Genomic DNA, 22,005 nt, shown 5'->3' with positions numbered 1-22,005 from the left:
AGTCGTCAAACTTGCCATATAAACATGGTTGGTTTTGAAGGGATTATTTTTGATGTTGTTAATTTTGACAATAGTACAAGGTTCAATCATTAAAATAATATATAACATAAACGATCCCACGAGAGTCTGTCATGAGTGATGAAATAAATTTGCAGTCCTTTGCTAAACTGCCTGTCTCTAAAATAACCAATAAACCTGTGCTGCATTTTGCCCATGCTAATGGAATGCCAAGCGCGGTATATGAGCCATTTTTTAAAGGTTTATCAGAATTTTTTACGATTGAATATATTGCGATGTTGGGTGATACGCCCGATTATCCAGTGGATGACCATTGGCGTAGTCTGACGCAGCAAATTATTGATAGCGTAAACAGTGCCTGCAAAAAGCATAGCGTTGCACAGGTAGTAGCAATAGGGCATTCGCTTGGGGCGATGTGTACGCTGCAGGCCACGTATCGTCAGCCTGAACTGTTTGCACAAGCGGTACTTATGGATCCGCCTTGGATTTATGGCAAAGTCAGCTTGTTATGGCATTTGGCAAAGACAGCAGATAGATTACCGCTTATGAATAATCGTCTGATGGACAAACTATCACCATCTGGCGTGTCTAAGCATCGCCGTGATGTGTGGGATAGCCGGGATGAAGCATATGAGAAAATGCGACATAAAGGGTTTTTCAAGAATTTTGATGAGCGTAGCTTTCAAGGATATATTGATCACGGATTACATGAGCGTGCTGATGGCAAAGTGACATTGGCTATCCCTAAAGCAAGCGAAGTTGCTGTGTTCCGTACCAATCCATCTTGGTATTGGCTGGCACCGAATCGTGGCCCTAAAGTGCCTGTGACTTTAATCATTGGTCAAGACAGTATCTTTTTGAAACGTCGCTTTCCGCAGCAGATAAAATCGCGCTTGGGCATTCCTTATGAGACTCATGAAGGGGGCCATATGTTCCCACTTGAGCATCCAGAGTCTGTCTCAAAGCAGGTGCTAGGATTGATCAAGCAGCAATTGTCCAAATAAACGCAACATATTATCAGTCATGCTTGTAATGGATATGAGCTGCCAGAGTATTTTTAAGTGATACCTTTATGCCAAAAAACCTAACTGCGCCATCTAGTAAGACTGTCTCACCTAAGTCTCTGCCGCTATTTTCGCGCGTGGCTACATTCGTGCTAACAGTAGGAATGGTGCTTGCGTTTTTTATCAGTCAGTTGGTAGGTGTTTATGTCGCTGGCAAGCTTATATTACCTGCCGATGAAAGGACATCGATAGGGCGGATATTCTATTTTGGTAGTAATGATGGAACGGTTGTGAGCCTGTCTATACTCATCGGCTGTGTATTGCTAGTGACAATTAGCGTGCTTATCATTCGTTTAAAAGGTGGCAGTCTGCGTCAATATTTAGCCTTAAAACCGTTCTCACTGTCGGTAGGTATAGGCATGCTTGGGCTACTACTGATATTTATGATTGCCAGTCAGGCACTGACGTATGTACTCGATATGGCGCCGTTGGTGTTTGTCGATCCTCTCTACCAGTCAGTAAGTTCGGTTTGGCTGTTGGTCTTTGCCATGGTGGTCGTCGCACCAATTTATGAAGAGGTTATATTTCGGGGTATATTGTGGTCAGCCATCGCAGAACAGTTCACAGCTCCATCATATTCAGCGAATCATGGGGCGATTGTCGCCAGCATTGTAACAAGTTTGATATTTGCTGTGATCCATGTGCAGTATGGTATCTATGAAATCAGTACCATCGTAGTGTTGGCATTGTTATTTTGCTATGCACGGATTAAGTCAGGCTCGCTATTACTGCCAATCGTACTGCACATTGTCAATAATGGTGCAGCGATGTGGCAGTATATCGCGCAAGCGGCGTAGATGAAATACTGACCACCACGACGGCTGGCATGTGAATTCTATCGAGACAGTTAGATATGAAAATTTGGCGACGTGTTAGGATTATGCATCAGGATTTAACGATATCACTTCATCGGCAGCTCGCTTGATATCATCAATCGTCAGCTGAGGTTTGCCGCTCAATGCTTGGCGCCATTTACGCGCGCCCATCAGACCTTGGAAGAGTCCTAAATAATGTCTTGTCATCGTTGGCAGCGCTTCTCCTTTTGCAAGTTGTTCTTCTAGGTAAGGATAAAGCTGCGCTAAAATCTCTGAGCGCTTAGGTATTGTCTCGGACGTTGCCTCGTTCCATAAGCTATTGGCCTCTGCTAATAGATAAGGATTGTGATAAAACGCCCGACCAATCATCACGCCATCGATATGCTGTAGATGCATTTTTATATCTTCAATTGTATCGATACCGCCATTGATTTCGATCTCTAGCTCAGGAAAGTCCTGCTTTAGACGATACACATCATCGTAACGCAGCGGTGGTATCTCGCGGTTTTGCTTAGGGCTGAGCCCCTGCAACCATGCCGTACGCGCATGTACGATAAATCGAGTACAACCTGCCGCTGCAACTGTCTGTACAAAGTCCACCATAAACTCATAACTATCAAAGTCATCGATGCCAATACGATGTTTGACCGTCACAGGAATATCGACTGCGGCTTGCATATGCTTGACCAAATCAGCGACGGTCTGAGGTTCTGCCATCAGACAGGCACCTATCTTATTGTGCTGTACGCGATCTGAGGGGCAGCCAACATTGATATTGACCTCGTCATAGCCATACTGCTGAGCAAACTCTGCGCATTGTGTCATCTCATTGATATCTGCACCGCCGAGCTGCAATACAAGAGGATGCTCAAGCGTATCAAAGCGCAAATGCCGTGTTCGATTGCCATGTATCAATGCACCAGTACTGATCATCTCGGTATATAGATAGGTATGTGGGTTAAACAGTCGCGCAAAATAACGATAATCTGTCGTAGTCCAGTCGATCATTGGCGCAACTGAGAGGCGTTTGTTGGTCATATCAACCATGGTCATCAAGCCTTAATATTTGTGTCTTAAATAAATGGAGAAGGTGCAATGGATGAGACAACCCACTGCACCTTATTTTCAAGATTTTATAGAGCTTCAAGTGTTATGCGAAGCGGCGATTGACTGTTTACTTATACAATAACGTGGTCAATCTTTTTCAACTCGGGCAAATTATAAAAATAAAGCCCCATGATAATACCGATAAAGCCAATAAAGGCAATGTACAGTGCTGGTGAAAAGCTTACTAGAGTCGTGGCGTATCCAAGACCAAAAGGTATTAGCACACCAGTAATGCCCTGTGTGACATTGTTGCAAAAAGCAACGCCAGTCAGACGTACATTGGTCGGAAACAGCTCTACAAGGATAGCAGGGACCATACCAATCACGCCAGCACAGAAGCCCAAAATCGCATACATGATTAGTATATAATCACCGCCCGCCTGCAAATGGTAAAAGAACGCCAGCATTTGGGCAATCAGTAAAATCGAACCGATTACCAACACTTTACCAAAATTCTCATGATTAGAAATCATCCCATAGAATATACAGCCAAAAATGATAAATATGATGCCCAGGCTATGGGAGAACCCGAATAAATCACTGTCCAACGAAAAGTTTATCTCTATCAAGTCTGGTAAGAGCAAAACGATAACAGTAGAAATGCTAGAGATTACTAACGTCAGTACCATACCGATAAAAATAGAATGCTTGCAGTGTTTAAAAAGTAACGTCAGTGGCTTACCTGCATTTTTACTTGCCTTCGGCTTTACGAGCGCTAAAAAGAAAGGCGTCTCTCCAACCATTCGCCATACCAATAACGGCAAAGCACTTAGTACAGCAGCCACTAAAAATGGCAAGCGCCATCCGTACTCAGTTAACTCAGCTGTGGTCATAAAGCTAGAGAGCCACATAAAAAATGCATTTGAGAATAACACACCCACAAAGAAGCTGGCAGTCACGTAGCTACAAGCTACTGACAAATACTGTCTGGGTACATGTTCTGCCACAAATACCCAAGATAAGGGAACATAGAGTCCGTATGCCATACCCTGTATGATTCTTAACAAAATAAATAAAGCAGGTGCAAAGATGCCCCATTGTGCATAAGTGGGCAAAAATGCCATTGCTAGAAGACTACATGCGGTGACTATGATACTTAGCAATAAAACGGGCTTTCTACCTTTTATATCACCATAACGACCGATGAGAACACCTCCGATTGGACGTGCTAAATAACCGATAACAAAAAGCCCCATTCCTTGCAGTTTAGCAACTCTAGGGTCAGCATTAGCAGGAAAAATCGCAGCTGAAACAATATCTGAGATATACAAGTAAATCAAAAAATCAAAAAATATCACAGCGCTGATGAAGCTAATGAACATCACTATGTTTTTGTCTTTAGTAGACATTAGGGCGTATTGAGAACGAGACGGCATAATAGATCACATATCCACAGAGTAAAGTGGTCATTAAGACGATCATCGTTTGGATAACCGGCCATGGTAAAAACGGCAAATCAAGATATATAAAAGATGATTTGCCGAAACAATAAGTTGGGTGTTTAAAATAAAAGTGTTTGAATGGTATTTTGTTTACTTAATACAACTGAGTCGCAAAACTAAATATTCTAGAACTGTCGAAATTAATAAGTTATGTATCTACAGCAGCCAGTCAATGGGCAACCAAGACATAATGGTTAGCCAAACATGGTCACCCATGTCCACTCGTGGCTCGGAGTCATAGACTACTTTTTCGCCTTTTTCCATGGTGTGCCACTGCAGATTGCCATTTTCCAGTAGCTTGACTTCATATGCTTGATTTAATAGATCGTCGCTCAAAGCACCATGCAGCTGCCTTGCTAGCTCGTCATCATTAATGATTACACCCATTTCGGTATTGATATTGGCAGAGCGCGGGTCAACGTTGTATGAACCAATAAAGACTTGATAGTCATCTACTGCAAACGTTTTTGCGTGCAAGCTGGTCGATGATTGGCTACGGGCTCGCCACAGTTTGTTATCACGTTTTTCTTCAGCAGCGGTCGATTTAAGCTCATATATTTTGACACCTGAACGAAGCAGGCGAGGTCGCCACTGGCTATAACCAGAATGAACGGCAGTCACATCGGTCGCATCAAATGAGTTGGTTAATATCTTAATATCGACACCAGCTTCAGCCAGTTTAACCAACGTATCGACGCCATCTTTGGTCGGTACAAAATAAGAAGAAATAATCGTCAATTTCTTGGTTGGGCTACCAAGCAAGTTACGCAACTGATGAACCAGGTTGGTATCGGCAGGAACTGTTTTACTTAGTTTGCCAACATCATCACTTAAGAACTGCATGTCGGTCCAACGGAAAGGCACACGCTTATTAATCAAGTCACTATCAATCGTAGAGTCTTTGATCGCAGCTTTATAAACCGTTAAGCTGCTGCCTTCGTTGTTTTCTTCATCCAGACCGAGCTTATCTAAGGCCTTTAAAAAATCAGGCGTGACGTCATCATCAAATTCCGCTAAGGTCTCGATATCAAATGATAAAGGCGATGACCAATAGTCATAAAAGCTGTTATCAATATCTGCGACGACTTTACCAATCAGTAAGACATCCAAATCTGCAAATTGGCTGCTTTGATCATTACTAAGGTATTCGTTGCCGATATTACGCCCACCAATGATAGTAATCTGCTTATCAAAGGTCATGCTTTTATTGTGCATACGGCGATTGATACGCGGCAGACCAGTCACGTAGTTCAGTGTTGGAAACTTACGATGCATCAAAGGATTGATAATGCGCACCGCGATATTGGGATGACTGGCAAAGCGTAATAAATGCTGATCGAACTTGGCACTATTATTAAAATCATCTAGTAACAAACGCACAATCACACCGCGCTCAGCTGCGTCCCATAAGTCTTTTAACAGAAGCTGGCCAGCCTGATCGTTATGCCAAATATAATACTGCGCATCAATATTACGCGTGGCCATATCTGTCAAGATGCTACGAGCAGCAAAAGCATTCGCTCCGGTCACGATTGGATGGTAACCAGACAAATCAGGGTGAATATCGTTCTGCGCACTAATAGCCGAGACCAAATCAGTGCTGCTAGCCTTGTTCGGCTCACCTTGTGTCGTTTGATTATCTGAATATAGCGCCTCTACACGCGCTGATAGTGCTTGGCTTTCCGGTAAATGTGGCTGCTTGGGCAAACTCTGGCAAGCACTAAGACCTAAAGTCAGTCCTAGGGTTAGACTCAACGATAAGCTGCTTGGTTCTATACTGAACATCGACATAACGAATTTACCTTAATGAGCCTAAATGTACTGATAAATAATGATTCTGAGTGCTTGAAACACTCTTGTTAGATGAATTACCAAACTGTTGTTGTATTACGCGTGGCAAAATCTAAATCGTCGCTAAGCTTAGCAGCTGTTGCGATATCTGCCTATTATAAATACGTTATTTTTGTTAGATTTAGCGCACGAAATCATCGTTTTTTAAGTAGTGTTTAACTATATATGTGGCAGATTTTAAGTAGTAGAATTGATACATCTTTGGTATTCGAAAATAATATTTAGTGGCCATTTGAAACCAGCTGTGTGGAATAAGTCGACATGATATGATAACGCTGATGAATTCGGTCGATAATCAGAAGAATAAGCAGTCATTTTATTTAAATTAAAAGATCAACCAATAAAATACTAATCAATAAAATACCAACCAAAGTAACGGAACGTTTATGAGTCAGTCGCAAAACCATGATGAGAGCAGTTTGAACAAGTTAGATCCAAACTGGCGCAATGATGCCTTAGATTTAGGGCTTGATTATGGCATGCAGACCATCGCAGTGCGGGCAGGTCAACACCGTACGGACGAAGGCGAGCATTCAGAGCCTATTTTTACCACCAGCTCTTACGTTTATCGTTCAGCCGCTGATGCCGCTGCTCATTTTGACGGTACAAAAACAGGCAATGTTTACTCTCGTCATACCAATCCAAGCGTACGTACTTTTGAGCGTCGTTTAGCTGCCTTAGAAAACGGAGAACGCGCGGTTGCGACGGCCTCTGGTATGGGCGCTATTTTGACCATGTGCTTGGCATACCTAAAAGCGGGCGACCATCTGCTCGCGGCTAACCAATTATTCGGCTCATCTATCGGTCTGTTTAACAACTATATGGCCAAATTCGGTGTTGAAGTCAGCTATGTTGATTGCTTCGATAATGAGGCATGGGCAAATGCTATTCAACCAAACACCAAGGTGATCTATTGCGAAAGCCCAAGCAATCCACTAGCGCAGATCTGCGACCTTGGTTATCTCAGTCAGCTATGTAAAGCCAATGACATATTACTCGTCGTTGACAACTGCTTTGCAACGCCAGCATTGCAGCGCCCGCTAGACTTGGGTGCGGATGTGGTCATTCACTCTGCGACCAAATATTTGGATGGTCAGGGTCGTGTATTGGGCGGCGCGCTGGTCGGTAGTGATAAACTGATGCAAGAAGCGTTTACCGTGGTGCGCTCAGGCGGTATCAGCATGAGTCCATTTAATGCTTGGGTATTTACCAAGGGGCTCGAAACGCTCAAGTTACGTATGCAAGCGCATTGCCAAAATGCCAATCAAGTGGCAGAATTTTTGGTCAATCATCCTAATGTCAGTACCGTACACTTTTCAGGCTTGAGTGACCATCCTGCGCACGAGCTTGCTACACGTCAGCATCATATGAAAGATGGCTACGGTGCTATCATGGGTTTTGAAGTCAAGGCATCTGATAGCCGTGATACCAAAGAAGCGGCGTGGCATGTGATTGATTCAACACAAATGGTCTCTATCACCAATAACTTGGGCGATGCCAAAACCACGATTACTCATCCTGCAACCACCACGCATTTCCGTCTAACTGCTGAAGCTCGTGCCGAAGCTGGCGTTAAAGACGGTCTGATTCGTCTATCGGTAGGTCTGGAAGATGTGGAAGATATTATCAAAGACTTGGCACGTGGTTTAGACAGTTTGTAAAGATAACGGTATAATCTGCACTAACGCATTGCATTAACTTTACGTTATTAATTATTCATTACTATACGCACTAGCATAAAATACAAACCATAAATAACAAAAGAGGCAACTATGAACATTCAAGCATTGATGCAACAAGCACAAACGATGCAAAAGAAAGTAGAAGCAAACGTTGAAAACGCTAAAAAAGAGCTTGCTAACAAAGAAGTACAAGCAGAAGCGGGCAGTGGCCTAGTTAAAGTCACGATGACTGGTCGTCATGTGGTTAAGCGTTTGACTATTGATCCAAGTCTGCTAGAAGATGAGCCAGATATGATCGAAGATCTTATCGCTGCTGCTATCAATGATGCGGTTCGTCAAGCAGATGCACTCTACGAAGAAACGATGGCTGGCGCGACTTCAGGTATGGGTCTGCCACCAGGTATGCAAGGCATGTTTTAAGCATTAAATACTTCATACTGAAGACAAAAATGGGGTTGTTATCGACACGATACGACCCCATTTTTATAGCTACGATTTATAAATTCAGTTAGATAAAGTCAACTAAAGGAAGCTACTTTGCTTACAGCCAAATTTGATCAGCTGGTCAAACAGCTGCGTATATTGCCAGGCGTCGGTCAAAAAAGTGCCCAACGAATGGCGCTACATCTGCTCAGTAAAAAACGCCCACAAGGCATGGCACTCGCCCAAGCACTAGATGAAGCCATGCGTGATATTGTTGAATGTCAACGTTGCCATAGCTTTAGTGATGAGGCTGTATGTCCGCTTTGCCAAGATGTTAGACGTGATGACAGTCTGCTATGCGTGGTCGAGACAGCAGCAGATGTGATGGCGATTGAACAGACAGCTGGTTACCGTGGTCGTTATTTTGTGTTGGGCGGGCATTTATCGCCAATTGATGGTGTCAGCGCTGATGACTTAAATATTGATCAGCTCGTATGGCGAGTGAAGCAAGAGCCTGTCGAAGAGCTAATACTGGCAACAGGTACGACTGTCGAAGGTCAGACTACGGCGCACTTTATCAGTGAAGCTGTCAGTCGTCATGTTAATAAAGTGACGCGTTTAGCACAAGGCGTCCCGATGGGCGGCGAGCTTGAGTATTTGGATAGTATGACGCTCGGTCAAGCCATGCAAAATCGTTCTTTTTTATAATGTTTTGATTGCGTCAAAGTCTTACCCAATTCATTTCTTGGAATTGTTATAATTACTTTATTATTGTTTATCTTTTAATTTTATTAAGGCGCGGTTTAGCGTTTTATTTTCTCCTATTAATGCAGGTATCTGCCCGTGTCCAATAACGTTTCAAACGCCTTATCTCAAACAAATGCTTCTGATATCAATGATGGCTCATTACAAGAAGCCGCTAATACTGAGCCAATGTCAGCAGCCACTTCATCTGAGTCAGTATCTAATACTCCAGATGCTGAGGTGCTAGATATTGATGCACTATTGGATATTGCTGATGACGTTGCTATTACATGGGTACGTAAGCAAGGCGATTTAGATGAGGTCATCGATGCCTTAGCGACTTGCGGACGCGTGGCCTTAGATACTGAGTTTATCAAGCGAGACACTTATTATCCACGCTTGGCACTGGTACAATTAAATACTGGCGATCATGTTTATTTGCTAGATGCACCGCAGCTACAACTGACTGAACTGTGGGAAGCGTTACGCAAAGTAGATGTGGCTATCTGGCATGCTTGCGGCGAAGATTTGGGCATTTTTTATCTGTTGTCTGGCTGTCCACCGTTGACCAATATTTTTGATACGCAAATTGCGTTGTCTTATCTAACGGGTCAATTGCAAATGGGGTATCAGCAGGCACTGGCTGATCAGCTAGATATGCATATCGATAAAGAACATAGTCAGTCTGATTGGCTCCAGCGCCCGTTGACAGATGAGCAAGAGCAGTATGCCATCGATGATGTGCGTTATTTGCCAGCACTGTATCTCAGTATCGAACATGCGCTTAAGGCGCAAGGGTTATATGATTATGTCTGGGCTGACTGTCAGCTATATGCCAGTGATTTGTATGACACGCAGCACGTCGAAGATGAAGCGATGTATCTAACGATGGCAGATTATCGCTATAACTCACAGCAAATGGCGATACTCAAAGGGGTTGCTACATGGCGAGAAGAGCTGGCTCGTGCGACCAATCAACCCCGTACCTTTGTGATAAAAAAACAAGCAGTACGAGAGATTGTCACTGAAAAGCCAAACAGCATGCGAGAGCTGGCACATAAAACAACCATGCACCGTAGTATGCTGCGACTATATGGCGAAGAGCTGCTGAAAGTAATCAGAGATGCCAAGAGTCTACTGCCTACAGAGCATCCAGACTGTCTAGTGCCACCATATCGCTCAAAAAACAAAGTATTATCAAAAGCAGTACAGCAAGCGATTGATGAGCATGCGCGCGAGATCGGTATACCTGCTAGCGTATTGATGCGTAAAAAATGGCTAGGGCAATTATATGAAGTGGTTGCTCTTGATAAAGACGTGAGCGAACTGCCACAAGGGCTAAAAGGTTGGCGTAACGATTGGGTTGTTAAAACCTTAATTCCAGTCATCAAAAAGCATAAAACTGAACTGCAGCAGGGTATGGGTATTCGTGTTCAATAAGGAATCGTTCGATAAAGCAGCGTTCGATAAGGCACCGTTTAACAAGAAGTCGTTCGACAAGACTAAGAACTGACCTTCAAGTATTCATACAGCTCTTAGCGTTTAAATCGTCCATGCTCTAAAAAGTATCGAGTCTGCTCGGCGACATCTGGGTTCACTAGCATGCCAGTGTGCGAGACTGGCAAGACGATATGATCAGCTGCCGCCTCTATTTTCGTCTCTTCTATATATACTGTCCCGTCATGTGCAAGTTGCTCGTTAAGAAGTGGCTTGTCAGATTTGCGCAGTTTGCGATTGTGATATTGCAAAAATAGCTGACCTAGACCATAAGGTCGGTTGCCAGCGATGACGCCTAGCGTCACATGTTTGGGCAATGGTGCGATTGTACCGTCGAGTGCGTCGACATACGAGCGACCTACGACAACAGGAGTCAGTCGCCAGATATAATCTGCACAAACACTGCCTATATGCGGTGTCCCTAGAGTCACACAACGTCCAATTTTCCATTTTGGATACTGAGCGACAAAATCACGAATGATTAAGCCACCTAAACTATGCCCGACCAAATCTATAGGATGATCTGGGTGATGGTTTGTTTCTAGCCAGCTATTTAGGCGAGCGCTATTGGTTTTGATGCCATCACGCATACTACGGTAGCCATATTGATGGGTATCAAATCCTACTGCTTGCAGGCGCTTGGCTAATGGTCGCATGATCCATGGAGTTTGGTGTAGCCCATGTATTAGAATGACGCGAGTTTTTTGTTTAGGCGCTTTATGTTGCATAATAGTGTCCAAATGATTGCGTAAGAAATTTAATATAAATAGCTTATTGTTGATATAAGCTTTTATTACACTGAGTTCTTATCGTTTATTTTATTGATAATATTACCTGCTAATATAATAGATAAAAAGTCAGCAAAATAAAAACCTCCAAGTCAGCTGCTGACTTGGAGGTTTTTTGACAATAAATGAGCTGTTATCAAAAATGATAATTACATATAGTTTTCGATACTTGGGCAAGAGCACATTAGGTTCTTATCACCATACGCATCATCGACACGCGCGACACTTGGCCAGAACTTGTTTGCACGAATGTACGGCAGTGGGAATGCAGCCGTCTCACGGCTGTAAGGATGCGTCCACTCTTCACTAGTAATCATAGCAGCCGTATGCGGTGCATTGACCAATGGGTTGTCTTCTAGTGTCCAGTTATCTTCACCAGCTTTGGCTTTCATGGCTTCAGCTTTGATAGATTTTAGCGCACTGATAAAGCGATCCAACTCTTCTTTTGATTCGGACTCTGTTGGCTCAATCATAAGCGTGCCTGCGACTGGGAAGCTCATCGTTGGCGAATGGAAACCATAATCCATCAAGCGCTTAGCGATATCGCTTTCTGTGATACCAGTTTCTTCTTTTAACGGACGAATATCGATGATACATTCGTGAGCCACACGGCCGTTTTTGCCTGCATACAAGACAGGGTAGTGACCTTTTAGTTCAGCTGCCACATAGTTGGCATTCAGTAATGCCAACTCCGTTGCTTTTAGTAAGCCATCACGGCCCATCATAGCAATATACATCCACGAAATAGGCAAGATGCTTGCTGAACCATAAGGTGCTGCTGATACTGCTGAGCAGTCTTTTTGTGCATTGTGTACAGGGCTCAAGGTATGGTTGGCCATAAACGTTGCCAAATGCGCTTTCATACCGATAGGGCCCATGCCTGGACCACCGCCGCCATGCGGGATACAGAAGGTTTTGTGCAGGTTCATGTGCAATACATCAGCACCAACGTCTGCAGGCTGCATCATGCCTACCTGAGCGTTCATGTTCGCGCCATCCATATAGACCTGACCGCCATGCTTGTGAGTCAAATCACAGATATGACGGATGCCTTCTTCGAACACACCATGCGTCGATGGATAAGTGATCATTAGCGCACCTAGGCGATCGCTGTATTCTTCACATTTTGCCGTTAGATCATCGATATCAACGTTGCCGTTTTCATCAGTTTTGACCACGACCACTTGCATACCCATCATCATAGCGGTAGCAGGGTTGGTACCGTGCGCTGACATCGGAATCAAGCAAACATCGCGATTGGTTTCGCCCAATGACTCATGATAACGGCGAATCGCTAACAGACCAGCATATTCACCAGAGGCACCAGAGTTTGGCTGCATAGAGACATCATCAAAACCAGTAATGGCTTTTAATTGATCTTGCAAACTATCAATCATCGCAATATAGCCAGTGACTTGGTCACGCGGTGCAAAAGGATGCACGTTGGCAAACTCAGGCCAAGTAATCGGTAGCATCTCACTGGTGGCGTTTAGCTTCATGGTACAGCTACCCAGTGAAATCATACTCCGGTTCATCGCCAAATCTTTATCTTCAAGCGACTTTAGGTAGCGTAGCATTTCATGTTCGGTGTGATGCGAGTTAAATACTGGATGAGTCAAGATCTCATCCGTACGCAGGTGTGCGCTGTCAAGTGAGACGCGAGCTGTTTCAGGTAGGTCGTGTGACTTGTTGACGAATAGCTGAGTCAAGGTGTTGAAATCTTGCTGATCGCTGGTTTCACTAAAGGCAACGCTCAATTTGGTGTCGCTTAGACGCCATAAGTTATAGCCAACGTTGTCTGCATTTTTAAAGATTTGAGTAGCAAGCTTCTCTGAACCACAATCAACCACGACTGTATCGAAGAATTGATCATGTACCACGCTCAAGCTGCTGTCGTTAGATTCTGTGATAGCATCAGCAAACGCAGTGGCAAACGCATGAATACGAGTGGCAATACGCTTCACGCCGCCTGGACCATGATATACCGCGTACATACCAGCGAGGTTGGCCAGCAATACTTGCGACGTACAGATGTTTGAGTTGGCTTTTTCACGGCGGATATGCTGCTCACGCGTTTGTAGAGCCATACGCAGAGCTGTATTGCCTTGTGCGTCTTTTGAGACACCAATAATACGACCAGGTGCTGAACGCTTGGCTTTGTCAGAGAACGCAAAATAAGCGGCATGTGGACCACCGAAGCCCATTGGGATACCAAAACGCTGAGTACTACCTAGCGCTACGTCGGCACCCATATCGGCTGGTGATTTTAATAACACCAAGCTCATGATGTCACTGACGACACTCACATAGGTCTTGTTTTCTTTCACGGCACTGATGACGTCTGTTAAGTCTTTAACGTCGCCTTCAGCACCAACATACTGAAATAGCGCACCGAAATAGTCGCCAGATTTAGCGGTTTCAAAATCACCAACGACCACTTCCCAACCGAAGTATTTCGCACGAGTATTAATAACATCTAGCGTTTGTGGATAGACACGCTCATCGACGAAATACTGTGTTGATTTGCTTTTACTCACACGCTTTGACATCGCCATCGCTTCTGCCGCTGCTGTTGCTTCATCAAGCAATGATGCACCAGCTAACTCAAGACCAGTCAAATCGATACATACTTGTTGGAAGTTCAGCAGTGCTTCTAGACGACCTTGAGCGATTTCCGCTTGGTAAGGCGTATAAGCGGTATACCAGCCTGGATTTTCAAGAACGTTGCGCTGAATGACCGCAGGCATACGAACTGGAGAGTAGCCTTGACCGATATAGCTTTTGTTAACAGTGATGTCGTCTGCCATCGTGCGCAGTTTGGCAAGTGCAGCATGCTCACTCATCGCTACTGGCAAATCCAACTCTTTGTGCAAACGTACTGGCTCAGGCACAGTGTCATTGATAAAGCTTTGCATATCTTTATAACCAACAGCGCTGAGTAGGTCAGCTTGCTTGGTCTCATTTGAACCTAAGTGGCGATAGACAAATTCAGCTTCGTTGAACAATCCTTGAAAGGTATCAAACGATGGGTTTTGAGAGATAGTCATGACAATCCTTGGTTAAGGGAGTAATAAAGAAAATAGCTATAGCCCAGCCTCTATGAATTAGATACGGTGTCAGTCTCGTTTAGTCTACTACTTGTAGTACTTTCACTCGGCTTCCTTGTATCTAAATCATATTGAACCGACTATAAAATCATAGTTTGAGTTGTGAGTTATACGTAATGCACAAACTGTTTTTGATCAAAACGGAACTGGGTGTTGTAAACGCCATTGTCAGCACGTTCACCTGCGCCAATCATCATAATGATATGCTGATCGTCGCCTAGGCCTAGTAATCGCTTCATAGCAGGCTCATCGAAGCCGCCCATAGCACAGCTATCAAATCCATGAGCACGTAATGCTAGCATGAGGTTTTCGGCGGCAAGTGCGGTGTTATTGGTTGCCCAGTTTTTAGTGTCTTCAAACGTATAGTAAGGCGATTTGATCGGGCCCTTTACGCGTCTGACCACTTGCGTAGCACCCCATTTCGCAGCCGAAACCACGTTGGCTGGGCCGCGCAAGAAGTCCATCGTGACGACTTTGTTGTAGTAGTCTTTCACTTTTTTAGGAACTGGCTGATCAGGGTATTCGCGCAATACTTGCTTAGCGTGATCGTGCCAAACATCAGTACGAGCAACGATAGCAATCAAACGAGCTGATGTTTTTGCGGCATTTTGATTCATGCAGTTTTTGACAGCACGTTTGCGATTGTCAGCATCATCGATAACATAAAATTCCCACGGCTGTAGGTTGCTAGAGTTTGGCGCTAGCATGGCCAAACGCAGACAGTCTGCCAATACGTCGTCAGGGATAGGTGTGTCAGTAAAACGGCGCACGGAACGGCGTGATTCTACGATATCGCGAAACGCTTGTAGCTGTGTCGTATGGTTTGGCGTGGCAATGGGGTCTTTATTATCGGTGTTGGCATTCATATTAGGATCCATGCTGAGAATTGGGTTATCAGTTTGCGTCGTTATTGATAGCACGTATTCATTGGGATTCGAATAAGTGATCAATACGAGTCAATGAGATAACGCTTGGTAGCAATAACATCGGACGATAATGATTGTTGGAGATCTACATATAAAGCTACTTTCAAATAATAAGCATGGTCAATGAGCCAATACTTTTAATGAGAAAGGTTTTTAAATCATTTAAATAGAGAGTATAGATACCAGCTGCTGCCAGTATCTATGATGTTTAGTCGGGGCTAGTGCTTTGTATAAGCTAACGTCTTACAAATGCTAATGTCTTGTGAGAGCATGCTTAGCTTACGTGCTTAGCTTATAAGTCGCTTTCGTACTCGTCAGCAGTCATTAGTGCTTCGTAGTCAGCGATGTTGTCAGGCTTCATTCTGAAGAACCAACCTTCGCCGTATGGGTCAGAGTTAATGATTTCAGGATCATCTTCTAGTGCTTCGTTGATAGCGATGACTTCACCTGAAATAGGTGCATAAACGTCAGAAGCGGCTTTTACTGATTCAACAACTGAGATTTCGTCATCAACAGCGATGATATCGCCCACATCTGGTAGCTCAACGAATACCACATCACCCAATAGATCTTGAGCATGGTCAGTGATACCAACAGTGATCGTACCGTCGTCTTCTAGGCGTAGCCACTCGTGACTCGCAATATATTTTAGCTCTGCTGGGATGTTGCTCATGGTCTCTCTCCTAAGTGATAGAGGTTAATTAACAAAAATAATGGAGGCTGGGCGTGTCGTCATTTGTATAATTATGTGTAAAATGACAACGCGCTCTAATGATAGAATTTATAAGACCTAAGAGTCAAACTGTTGCTTGCCGTTACGGACAAAAGGTAGCTTCAATACGCGTACATCGACGAACTTACCTTTGCCGCGTAGGTCGACTTGTACACTGTCATCTTCTGATAAGCTGGCAGGCACACGGGCAATCGCGATTGAATTTTTTAGGCTAGGGGAGAATGTGCCACTGGTGATAATGCCAGTTTGCTCGTTATCAGTGCCTTGATTGATAGTCACTGTCATGCCTTCACGCAATACGCCACGCGTGGTCAATAGCAGACCCACTTGCTTCATAGCGGTGTTGTCTTCTTTTGACTGCTTACGTTTGCTGACCAATGCTTCACGGCCGACAAAGGCGCGATCGTCTTTTAGTGCAAGCGTCCAGCCCATGTTGCATTCATAAGGGCTAACATTCTCGTCCATATCATGACCATAAAGGTTCATGCCCGCTTCCATACGTAAGGTATCGCGTGCGCCAAGACCAGCAGGTTTGATGCCATTTGCTTTTAGTTGTTCAAAGAAATCAGGGGCATCATCAGCATGCATAATGACTTCGACGCCATCTTCACCAGTATAGCCAGTACGAGCCACAAACCAATCGGTGCCTTCGATATCGGTCAAGTCAGCACCAACGAAAGGTTTTAGTGCTGCTAAGGTATCTGCCCAACTTGGTTTGGCTTGAGCCAGTTTTGCAATAGCATTTGGACCTTGGACGGCGAGCATAGCAAGCTCAGGACGCTCGGTAATCGCAATATCGAAACCTTCAGCGACTTTATCAAATTGTGCCAAGTCTTTGTCACGAGTGGCCGCGTTAGAGACGATACGGTACTCAGTTTCCTCTGCATTCATCAGATAGACGATCAAATCATCGATGACGCCGCCTTGCTCATTGAGCATACCAGAGTACAGCGCTTTACCAGCGGTAGTGAGTTTGTTGACATCGTTTGCGAGCAGCTTTTGTAGCCAAGCTTTGGTGTCAGCGCCTTTGATATCAGTCACAACCATATGTGAGACATCAAACATACCTGCATCTGTACGTACCGCTTCGTGCTCTTCGATTTGTGAACCGTAATGAATGGGTAATTCCCAACCAGAAAAATCGACCAGTTTGCCCTCACTATCAATATGAGACTGGTAAAAAGGGGTGCGCTGAGGAGCTTGGTTGCTGTTAGAGTCTTGAGAATGGGTATCAGTCATAACAAATCCTTATGTGTACATCAGTCGTACTCGGCAGAGTAAGGAGTGATGCGCAACGTAAAAGTAGCGAGAAGCAATATTGCAAGGCGCAAATATCACATCAAAGGGTGACACAGAAAGCAAAGATGAAGACGTAAGCCAAACAGACGCTATACGTCAGTTTAAGCTAAAGCCCTATCTGTCCTGTGACCTGAGATTTTCAACACGAATCATCATTCTTGGGCAGTTATATGAGCCCTATCATCGATGATAGCGTATTTTCTCCCCTTCGGTGGGTAAGACGTCGTCCGTTCTTACCACTCTCCAGATTTGTTATGCCTTATGTTTGATAAAAAAGTAGTGCGCTATGAGCGTCATACTACTAAACACTATCAAACAACAGTGACATGCGTTTTTCAGTCCTTTTACCTGAGCGATTGGCAGGGTGGATGCGCCTTCGGTGGTTATCTAACAATTGCGATAGTTGTATAACCAATAGGGTTTAATACAAAAACGATGCTGATAAACTCTCTCCTGAAAAACGCTTTTATTATGAAAGGTTCAAAGCGCTTTTACAAGTCATCAAAGCCATTAAAATAAATAAATTTGGCAAAAATAATATTTTGATAGGGAAGTCTGTCAAATAGGTTATGTTTTACAATGATATTTTTATCTCTCATATCAGCGTTTTATCTGTGTGTTTTGACAAAAATTACGATAGCAAAACGCAAAGCGACTACTGGTATTTGCCTGAAATATGCTAACCTACGCCCATAGTTTCTGATAGGTGGTTTTTATGCATTGCGATATTTATAAATTTCCCAAACACGACGACATGTATATCTACATTGCGCGTCCTGATTATCCTGATGATACTGATGAAATCAAAGACTGGCTTGGTGTATTACCAAAAGATTTCCGTGCAGGTTTAGGCCGTAGTAAGTTCGTCATGCATTTGGACTTATCAACTAAAGATAAGCTCGCTCGTGTCGATAAAGAAGAAGTACTGGCAAAATTACAGTCTCAAGGCTACTTTGTGCAGTTGCCGCCGCAAGACGTGATGCGCCGCCAAGCAGAGCTGCGTGCTCGTGAATCGCAGGACAGCATCTACAATTAATAAATTTGTCAGCAAGTAAGTGTGGTAGGACATATCAGTACGCTACCTTGAAAACAGCGTTGATAAAAACCTACGACACATTTGCTCACATGCATTTGAGTAGAGAGTCGTGATAAACTGACACCCTACGCAATGCATATATAAGCCTACATAATGCACAAGTTTGTTATGTAGTTGGCCTCATTCTGGTTCTACAGAACGCACATATACCGCTAGACACAGATTGTGTCACCGGCGATAAACGCAGGTAAATAAACACGCATGGACTGGTTAAAAAATATCTTACATAGCTTACCGCTAGAGTCTATTAGTGACATTCTCGGTGAGATTGCCATTTGGTGGGGCCAAATGGTAAAGGATGTCCCGCCCGCTGATTTGCCGATGTATGCTTATCTGGGCGGTGCTGTTTTGGTACTAGTGCTATGGATACTCGTTGCTCGTGTACTGCCAAAACCATTGGGCGGTATGAGCTGGATGGTTCTGTTCGCGGTATTACTAGCACCAGGTACAGCGCTTGGCGATCCGAGCGAGCTTGCACCAGCCAGTATTAGCGTCGTCTATGCTGTGATGATGAAAGATTACGCAGGTGCAGTTGCCAATATGTTGCCGATATTGGTGATACTGGTCGCAGGGTTGTTTGTTGGTTTTGTATGGCAGTTGATACGCAGCGCATTTGCATCTAGCTTGGACAAAGCCCGTAGCCGCAGCGCAGAAGATACGCAGGCCACGTTGCAAATGACCACAGGCAGTTATTTGCCAGAAGGCGCTACCGTAACCGAACAGCCTGACACCAATGTAAACTTAAAAAAAGACAGTACATTGGCTAAAAAAACAGATAGCGATACGTCTGATAAGTGATAAAAATAGGCTAGGCACTAAGATAGTACTATTGTTTTAGAATTTATTTGATACCCGAATAAAAAGACACCGCTGCGTGTCTTTTTTTATGCTCGACTGTTTATTAGACATATAAATAATTGCTCACTATACATTGCACATAACAATTGTTAATAAATGCGAACGCATGAGTATTTTGGCAATACATCAGGCTGTGCTAATCTAATTTATTCTTTACTAATTTATCCTTTATTAGTCATTTATGTTTTAGACCTATCCATTTATAACAACTTATCTATAACAACAATCGAGATCTGATTATGACCACAGCTGACAATACTAAGAAAAACTTTACTGGTACCAGTAGTTATATTGCTACCGATGATTTGCAACTGGCCGTAAATGCCGCTATGACCTTACAAAAGCCATTGCTGATCAAAGGTGAGCCTGGCACAGGTAAGACGTTGCTTGCCGAAGAAGTCGCTGAAAGTTTGGGCATGCCATTGATTACTTGGCACGTCAAATCGACGACTAAGGCTGAGCAAGGACTGTACGAATACGATGCAGTATCACGCCTGCGGGATTCACAGTTGGGTGATGATAAGGTCTATGACATTGCCAACTATATCAAGCCGGGCAAGCTGTGGGATGCTTTTACCAGTACAGAGCGTAGCGTACTGCTGATTGATGAGATTGATAAAGCCGATATCGAGTTCCCAAATGACTTGCTACATGAGCTTGATAAGATGTCTTTTTATGTTTATGAGACAGGCGAGACTATTACAGCTGCGCAGCGTCCAGTAGTTATTATTACCTCAAACAATGAAAAAGAGCTACCAGATGCGTTTTTACGTCGTTGCTTCTTCCATTATATTGATTTCCCAGAAGAAGAAACCATGCGCCAAATCATCGAAGTGCATTTTCCAGATATTCAAGAAAAACTGGTCAATGATGCATTGGATATCTTTTATAAGTTGCGTGGTATTCAAGGTCTTAAAAAGCCGCCATCAACGTCTGAGTTGGTCGACTGGTTAACCTTGTTACTTGCTGATGATATGGCTCAGGACGAGCTAGAAGAAAATCTGCGCGGCGAGAAATCTATCCCACCGTTATATGGCGCATTGCTCAAAAATGAAGCAGATGTGAGTTTATTACAGCGTTTTGCCAATATGATGCGTCGCTAATGTTTGCCGCTTGCGTTGATTTTAACGTCTTATGTCCGATATCGGATGTCTGATGTGAAAGTCAATGCAAACGCTCAATCTGTAACTGTACCAATTAATGATATCAGCAATATCACCAGATAATAATATCAGCCAATAAGTGATACGACTCTTATGTTTATCAAACTATTCTATACCTTGCGTACTTATGGCGTGCCAGTCAGTACGCGCGAGCTGCTTGATCTCAATGCCGCATTAGATAAAGGGCTGATGATGCAGTCGCATCCTGAAGATCCAACACTGACTACTTTTGCCAGCCGCGAAGATATGTATCGGCTGATTCGACTGTGCATGGTCAAAGACGAGCGCCATTTTGATAAGTTCGATCGGGCCATGGCGGATTATTTTGAAGGTGTTGATAGCCTCGATATGGATGAGCTGTTGGCCAAGCTGACAGATGTGCCCAAAGAGTGGCTGGATCTAAAGCTCGACCCAAAGAATCTAACCGAAGAGCAAAGACGCCTACTGAAAAAGTACGGCTCGCTTGAAGAGCTGATGAAGGCGTTAGAAGAACGGTTAAAAGAGCAAAAAGAGCGTCACCAAGGTGGTAGTAAATGGGTAGGGACGGGCGGCACTTCGCCATTTGGTGCCTATGGCGATCATCCAGAAGGCGTACGTGTCGGCGGTGAGTCTCGCAAACGTAGCGCAGCAAAAGTCTGGGAGCAACGTAAATATCGCAATCTCGATGATGATAATCAGCTGGGTACTCGTCAAATTCAAATGGCGCTACGCAATCTGCGTCAGTTTGCGCGGACAGGCAGTGCTGACGAGCTAGATATTCATGAGACGATTAAGCGCACAGCAAAAAAGGGTGTGCTCGATATACATATGCAAGCGGAGCGCCGTAACCGTGTCAAAGTGCTGATGTTGTTTGATGTGGGTGGCAGTATGGATATCCATGTCGAAGCGCTCGAAAAACTGTTTTCTGCGGCAAAAAATGAATTTAAAACATTAGAGTTCTTTTATTTTCATAACTGCCTGTATGACTATGTGTGGAAGGACAACAATCGTCGCCATAGTGCACCGATGCCAACGTTTGAGCTGCTCAATAAATATAGCCGAGAGTATCGTGTTATCTTCGTCGGTGATGCGTCTATGTCACCTTATGAACTGATGACAGTCGGTGGTAGCGTAGAGTATATGAATAATGAAGCGGGCATCGTATGGTTGAAGCGCGTACTTGAGCATTTTGATAAAGTAACTTGGCTCAATCCTGAAAACCCCAGCTACTGGCAATATACGCAGACCATCGTTGAAATTAAAAAGCTGTTCGAAAATAAGATGTATCCGATGACGCTACATGGTGTTGAAGAAATGACTCAATATATGGCACGGTAATTTTGATATTCAGCCTGATTGATAAATAAATAAAGTCTGTTAACACAGCTTAAATCCTTATAACAACAGCCGTTA

General features: G+C 43.9%; 18 protein-coding genes and 2 riboswitches. Of the genes, 10 read left to right on the top strand and 8 right to left on the bottom strand.

The window, feature by feature from the left end; genetic code table 11:
• Nucleotides 1-131: 131 nt before the first annotated feature.
• Both V6252_RS04985 and V6252_RS04980 read left to right on the top strand, forming a co-directional pair.
• Nucleotides 132-1,022 (top strand): alpha/beta hydrolase, encoded by an 891-nt coding sequence (locus V6252_RS04985; RefSeq protein ID WP_341609582.1) that lies wholly within the window; start codon nucleotides 132-134, stop codon nucleotides 1,020-1,022.
• Between the two features lie 68 nt (nucleotides 1,023-1,090).
• A complete protein-coding gene (locus V6252_RS04980; protein WP_341609580.1) occupies nucleotides 1,091-1,879 on the top strand; it encodes a CPBP family intramembrane glutamic endopeptidase in 789 nt (262 codons plus the stop codon).
• 81 nt (nucleotides 1,880-1,960) lie between these two features.
• Here V6252_RS04980 and dusA read toward each other — a convergent pair whose 3' ends face one another.
• The 3 genes from dusA to V6252_RS04965 all read right to left on the bottom strand — a co-directional run bounded on the left by dusA (nucleotide 1,961) and on the right by V6252_RS04965 (nucleotide 6,237).
• Entirely contained in the window at nucleotides 1,961-2,944 is a 984-nt protein-coding gene (gene dusA, locus V6252_RS04975; protein ID WP_341609579.1) for a tRNA dihydrouridine(20/20a) synthase DusA, read from the bottom strand.
• 131 nt (nucleotides 2,945-3,075) lie between these two features.
• Nucleotides 3,076-4,380 (bottom strand): MFS transporter, encoded by a 1,305-nt coding sequence (locus V6252_RS04970; protein WP_341609578.1) that lies wholly within the window; start codon nucleotides 4,378-4,380, stop codon nucleotides 3,076-3,078.
• Between the two features lie 222 nt (nucleotides 4,381-4,602).
• The gene (locus V6252_RS04965) at nucleotides 4,603-6,237 is read right to left on the bottom strand and encodes a phospholipase D family protein (RefSeq protein ID WP_341609576.1); all 1,635 of its coding nucleotides are present in this window, start codon (nucleotides 6,235-6,237) and stop codon (nucleotides 4,603-4,605) included.
• 446 nt (nucleotides 6,238-6,683) lie between these two features.
• Here V6252_RS04965 and V6252_RS04960 point away from each other — a divergent pair, with 446 nt between their 5' ends.
• The 4 genes from V6252_RS04960 (at nucleotide 6,684) to V6252_RS04945 (ending at nucleotide 10,586) form a co-directional block, all read left to right on the top strand.
• Nucleotides 6,684-7,958: an O-succinylhomoserine sulfhydrylase gene (locus V6252_RS04960; RefSeq protein WP_296211627.1), complete on the top strand. Its 1,275-nt coding sequence runs from the start codon at nucleotides 6,684-6,686 to the stop codon at nucleotides 7,956-7,958.
• Between the two features lie 111 nt (nucleotides 7,959-8,069).
• Nucleotides 8,070-8,399, top strand: coding sequence for a YbaB/EbfC family nucleoid-associated protein (locus tag V6252_RS04955; RefSeq protein WP_045445429.1), 330 nt, complete (start codon nucleotides 8,070-8,072; stop codon nucleotides 8,397-8,399).
• A gap of 117 nt (nucleotides 8,400-8,516) precedes the next feature.
• The gene (gene recR / locus V6252_RS04950; RefSeq protein ID WP_057760773.1) at nucleotides 8,517-9,110 is read left to right on the top strand and encodes a recombination mediator RecR; all 594 of its coding nucleotides are present in this window, start codon (nucleotides 8,517-8,519) and stop codon (nucleotides 9,108-9,110) included.
• A gap of 135 nt (nucleotides 9,111-9,245) precedes the next feature.
• Nucleotides 9,246-10,586: a ribonuclease D gene (locus V6252_RS04945; RefSeq protein WP_341609573.1), complete on the top strand. Its 1,341-nt coding sequence runs from the start codon at nucleotides 9,246-9,248 to the stop codon at nucleotides 10,584-10,586.
• Nucleotides 10,587-10,681: 95 nt separating this feature from the next.
• On the opposite strand, the gene V6252_RS04940 is transcribed toward V6252_RS04945, so the two are convergent.
• From V6252_RS04940 to gcvT, 5 genes are all read right to left on the bottom strand, one after another.
• On the bottom strand, nucleotides 10,682-11,371 hold the full coding sequence (locus V6252_RS04940) for an esterase/lipase family protein (protein ID WP_341609572.1): 690 nt from the start codon (nucleotides 11,369-11,371) through the stop codon (nucleotides 10,682-10,684).
• A 209-nt stretch (nucleotides 11,372-11,580) separates the two neighbouring features.
• A complete protein-coding gene (gene gcvP / locus V6252_RS04935) occupies nucleotides 11,581-14,478 on the bottom strand; it encodes an aminomethyl-transferring glycine dehydrogenase (protein WP_341609571.1) in 2,898 nt (965 codons plus the stop codon).
• A gap of 167 nt (nucleotides 14,479-14,645) precedes the next feature.
• Complete coding sequence (locus V6252_RS04930) at nucleotides 14,646-15,404, bottom strand: nitroreductase family protein (RefSeq protein WP_341609569.1); 759 nt, start codon at nucleotides 15,402-15,404, stop codon at nucleotides 14,646-14,648.
• A gap of 352 nt (nucleotides 15,405-15,756) precedes the next feature.
• Nucleotides 15,757-16,137, bottom strand: a complete 381-nt coding sequence (gene gcvH, locus V6252_RS04925; RefSeq protein ID WP_057760766.1) for a glycine cleavage system protein GcvH — start codon at nucleotides 16,135-16,137, stop codon at nucleotides 15,757-15,759.
• A gap of 117 nt (nucleotides 16,138-16,254) precedes the next feature.
• On the bottom strand, nucleotides 16,255-17,436 hold the full coding sequence (gene gcvT / locus V6252_RS04920) for a glycine cleavage system aminomethyltransferase GcvT (RefSeq protein ID WP_341609568.1): 1,182 nt from the start codon (nucleotides 17,434-17,436) through the stop codon (nucleotides 16,255-16,257).
• A gap of 168 nt (nucleotides 17,437-17,604) precedes the next feature.
• A riboswitch (glycine riboswitch) is annotated at nucleotides 17,605-17,753 on the bottom strand.
• 69 nt (nucleotides 17,754-17,822) lie between these two features.
• A riboswitch (glycine riboswitch) is annotated at nucleotides 17,823-17,962 on the bottom strand.
• Nucleotides 17,963-18,211: 249 nt separating this feature from the next.
• Between gcvT and V6252_RS04915 the strand changes: the two genes are divergently transcribed.
• From V6252_RS04915 to V6252_RS04900, 4 genes are all read left to right on the top strand, one after another.
• Entirely contained in the window at nucleotides 18,212-18,532 is a 321-nt protein-coding gene (locus V6252_RS04915) for a YcgL domain-containing protein (RefSeq protein WP_057760762.1), read from the top strand.
• A gap of 261 nt (nucleotides 18,533-18,793) precedes the next feature.
• Nucleotides 18,794-19,390: a hypothetical protein gene (locus V6252_RS04910; protein ID WP_201570019.1), complete on the top strand. Its 597-nt coding sequence runs from the start codon at nucleotides 18,794-18,796 to the stop codon at nucleotides 19,388-19,390.
• A 299-nt stretch (nucleotides 19,391-19,689) separates the two neighbouring features.
• Nucleotides 19,690-20,553 (top strand): AAA family ATPase, encoded by an 864-nt coding sequence (locus V6252_RS04905; RefSeq protein WP_101205695.1) that lies wholly within the window; start codon nucleotides 19,690-19,692, stop codon nucleotides 20,551-20,553.
• A 153-nt stretch (nucleotides 20,554-20,706) separates the two neighbouring features.
• On the top strand, nucleotides 20,707-21,930 hold the full coding sequence (locus V6252_RS04900; RefSeq protein WP_341609564.1) for a vWA domain-containing protein: 1,224 nt from the start codon (nucleotides 20,707-20,709) through the stop codon (nucleotides 21,928-21,930).
• The last annotated feature ends 75 nt before the right edge of the window (nucleotides 21,931-22,005 follow it).

This window comes from Psychrobacter proteolyticus, assembly GCF_038155145.1.
Lineage (GTDB): Bacteria > Pseudomonadota > Gammaproteobacteria > Pseudomonadales > Moraxellaceae > Psychrobacter > Psychrobacter proteolyticus_B.
This window is presented reverse-complemented; position numbering and strand designations above follow the sequence as displayed.

Coding starts and splice junctions, on each gene's coding strand:
- V6252_RS04910 (WP_201570019.1), top strand. CDS start 18,794: ATGGACTGGTTAAAAAATATCTTACATAGCTTACCGCTAGAGTCTATT.
- gcvP (WP_341609571.1), bottom strand. CDS start 14,478: ATGACTATCTCTCAAAACCCATCGTTTGATACCTTTCAAGGATTGTTC.
- V6252_RS04915 (WP_057760762.1), top strand. CDS start 18,212: ATGCATTGCGATATTTATAAATTTCCCAAACACGACGACATGTATATC.
- V6252_RS04905 (WP_101205695.1), top strand. CDS start 19,690: ATGACCACAGCTGACAATACTAAGAAAAACTTTACTGGTACCAGTAGT.
- V6252_RS04900 (WP_341609564.1), top strand. CDS start 20,707: ATGTTTATCAAACTATTCTATACCTTGCGTACTTATGGCGTGCCAGTC.
- V6252_RS04940 (WP_341609572.1), bottom strand. CDS start 11,371: ATGCAACATAAAGCGCCTAAACAAAAAACTCGCGTCATTCTAATACAT.
- V6252_RS04985 (WP_341609582.1), top strand. CDS start 132: ATGAGTGATGAAATAAATTTGCAGTCCTTTGCTAAACTGCCTGTCTCT.
- V6252_RS04980 (WP_341609580.1), top strand. CDS start 1,091: ATGCCAAAAAACCTAACTGCGCCATCTAGTAAGACTGTCTCACCTAAG.
- V6252_RS04930 (WP_341609569.1), bottom strand. CDS start 15,404: ATGAATGCCAACACCGATAATAAAGACCCCATTGCCACGCCAAACCAT.
- gcvH (WP_057760766.1), bottom strand. CDS start 16,137: ATGAGCAACATCCCAGCAGAGCTAAAATATATTGCGAGTCACGAGTGG.
- V6252_RS04970 (WP_341609578.1), bottom strand. CDS start 4,380: ATGCCGTCTCGTTCTCAATACGCCCTAATGTCTACTAAAGACAAAAAC.
- V6252_RS04965 (WP_341609576.1), bottom strand. CDS start 6,237: ATGTCGATGTTCAGTATAGAACCAAGCAGCTTATCGTTGAGTCTAACC.
- V6252_RS04960 (WP_296211627.1), top strand. CDS start 6,684: ATGAGTCAGTCGCAAAACCATGATGAGAGCAGTTTGAACAAGTTAGAT.
- V6252_RS04955 (WP_045445429.1), top strand. CDS start 8,070: ATGAACATTCAAGCATTGATGCAACAAGCACAAACGATGCAAAAGAAA.
- dusA (WP_341609579.1), bottom strand. CDS start 2,944: ATGGTTGATATGACCAACAAACGCCTCTCAGTTGCGCCAATGATCGAC.
- gcvT (WP_341609568.1), bottom strand. CDS start 17,436: ATGACTGATACCCATTCTCAAGACTCTAACAGCAACCAAGCTCCTCAG.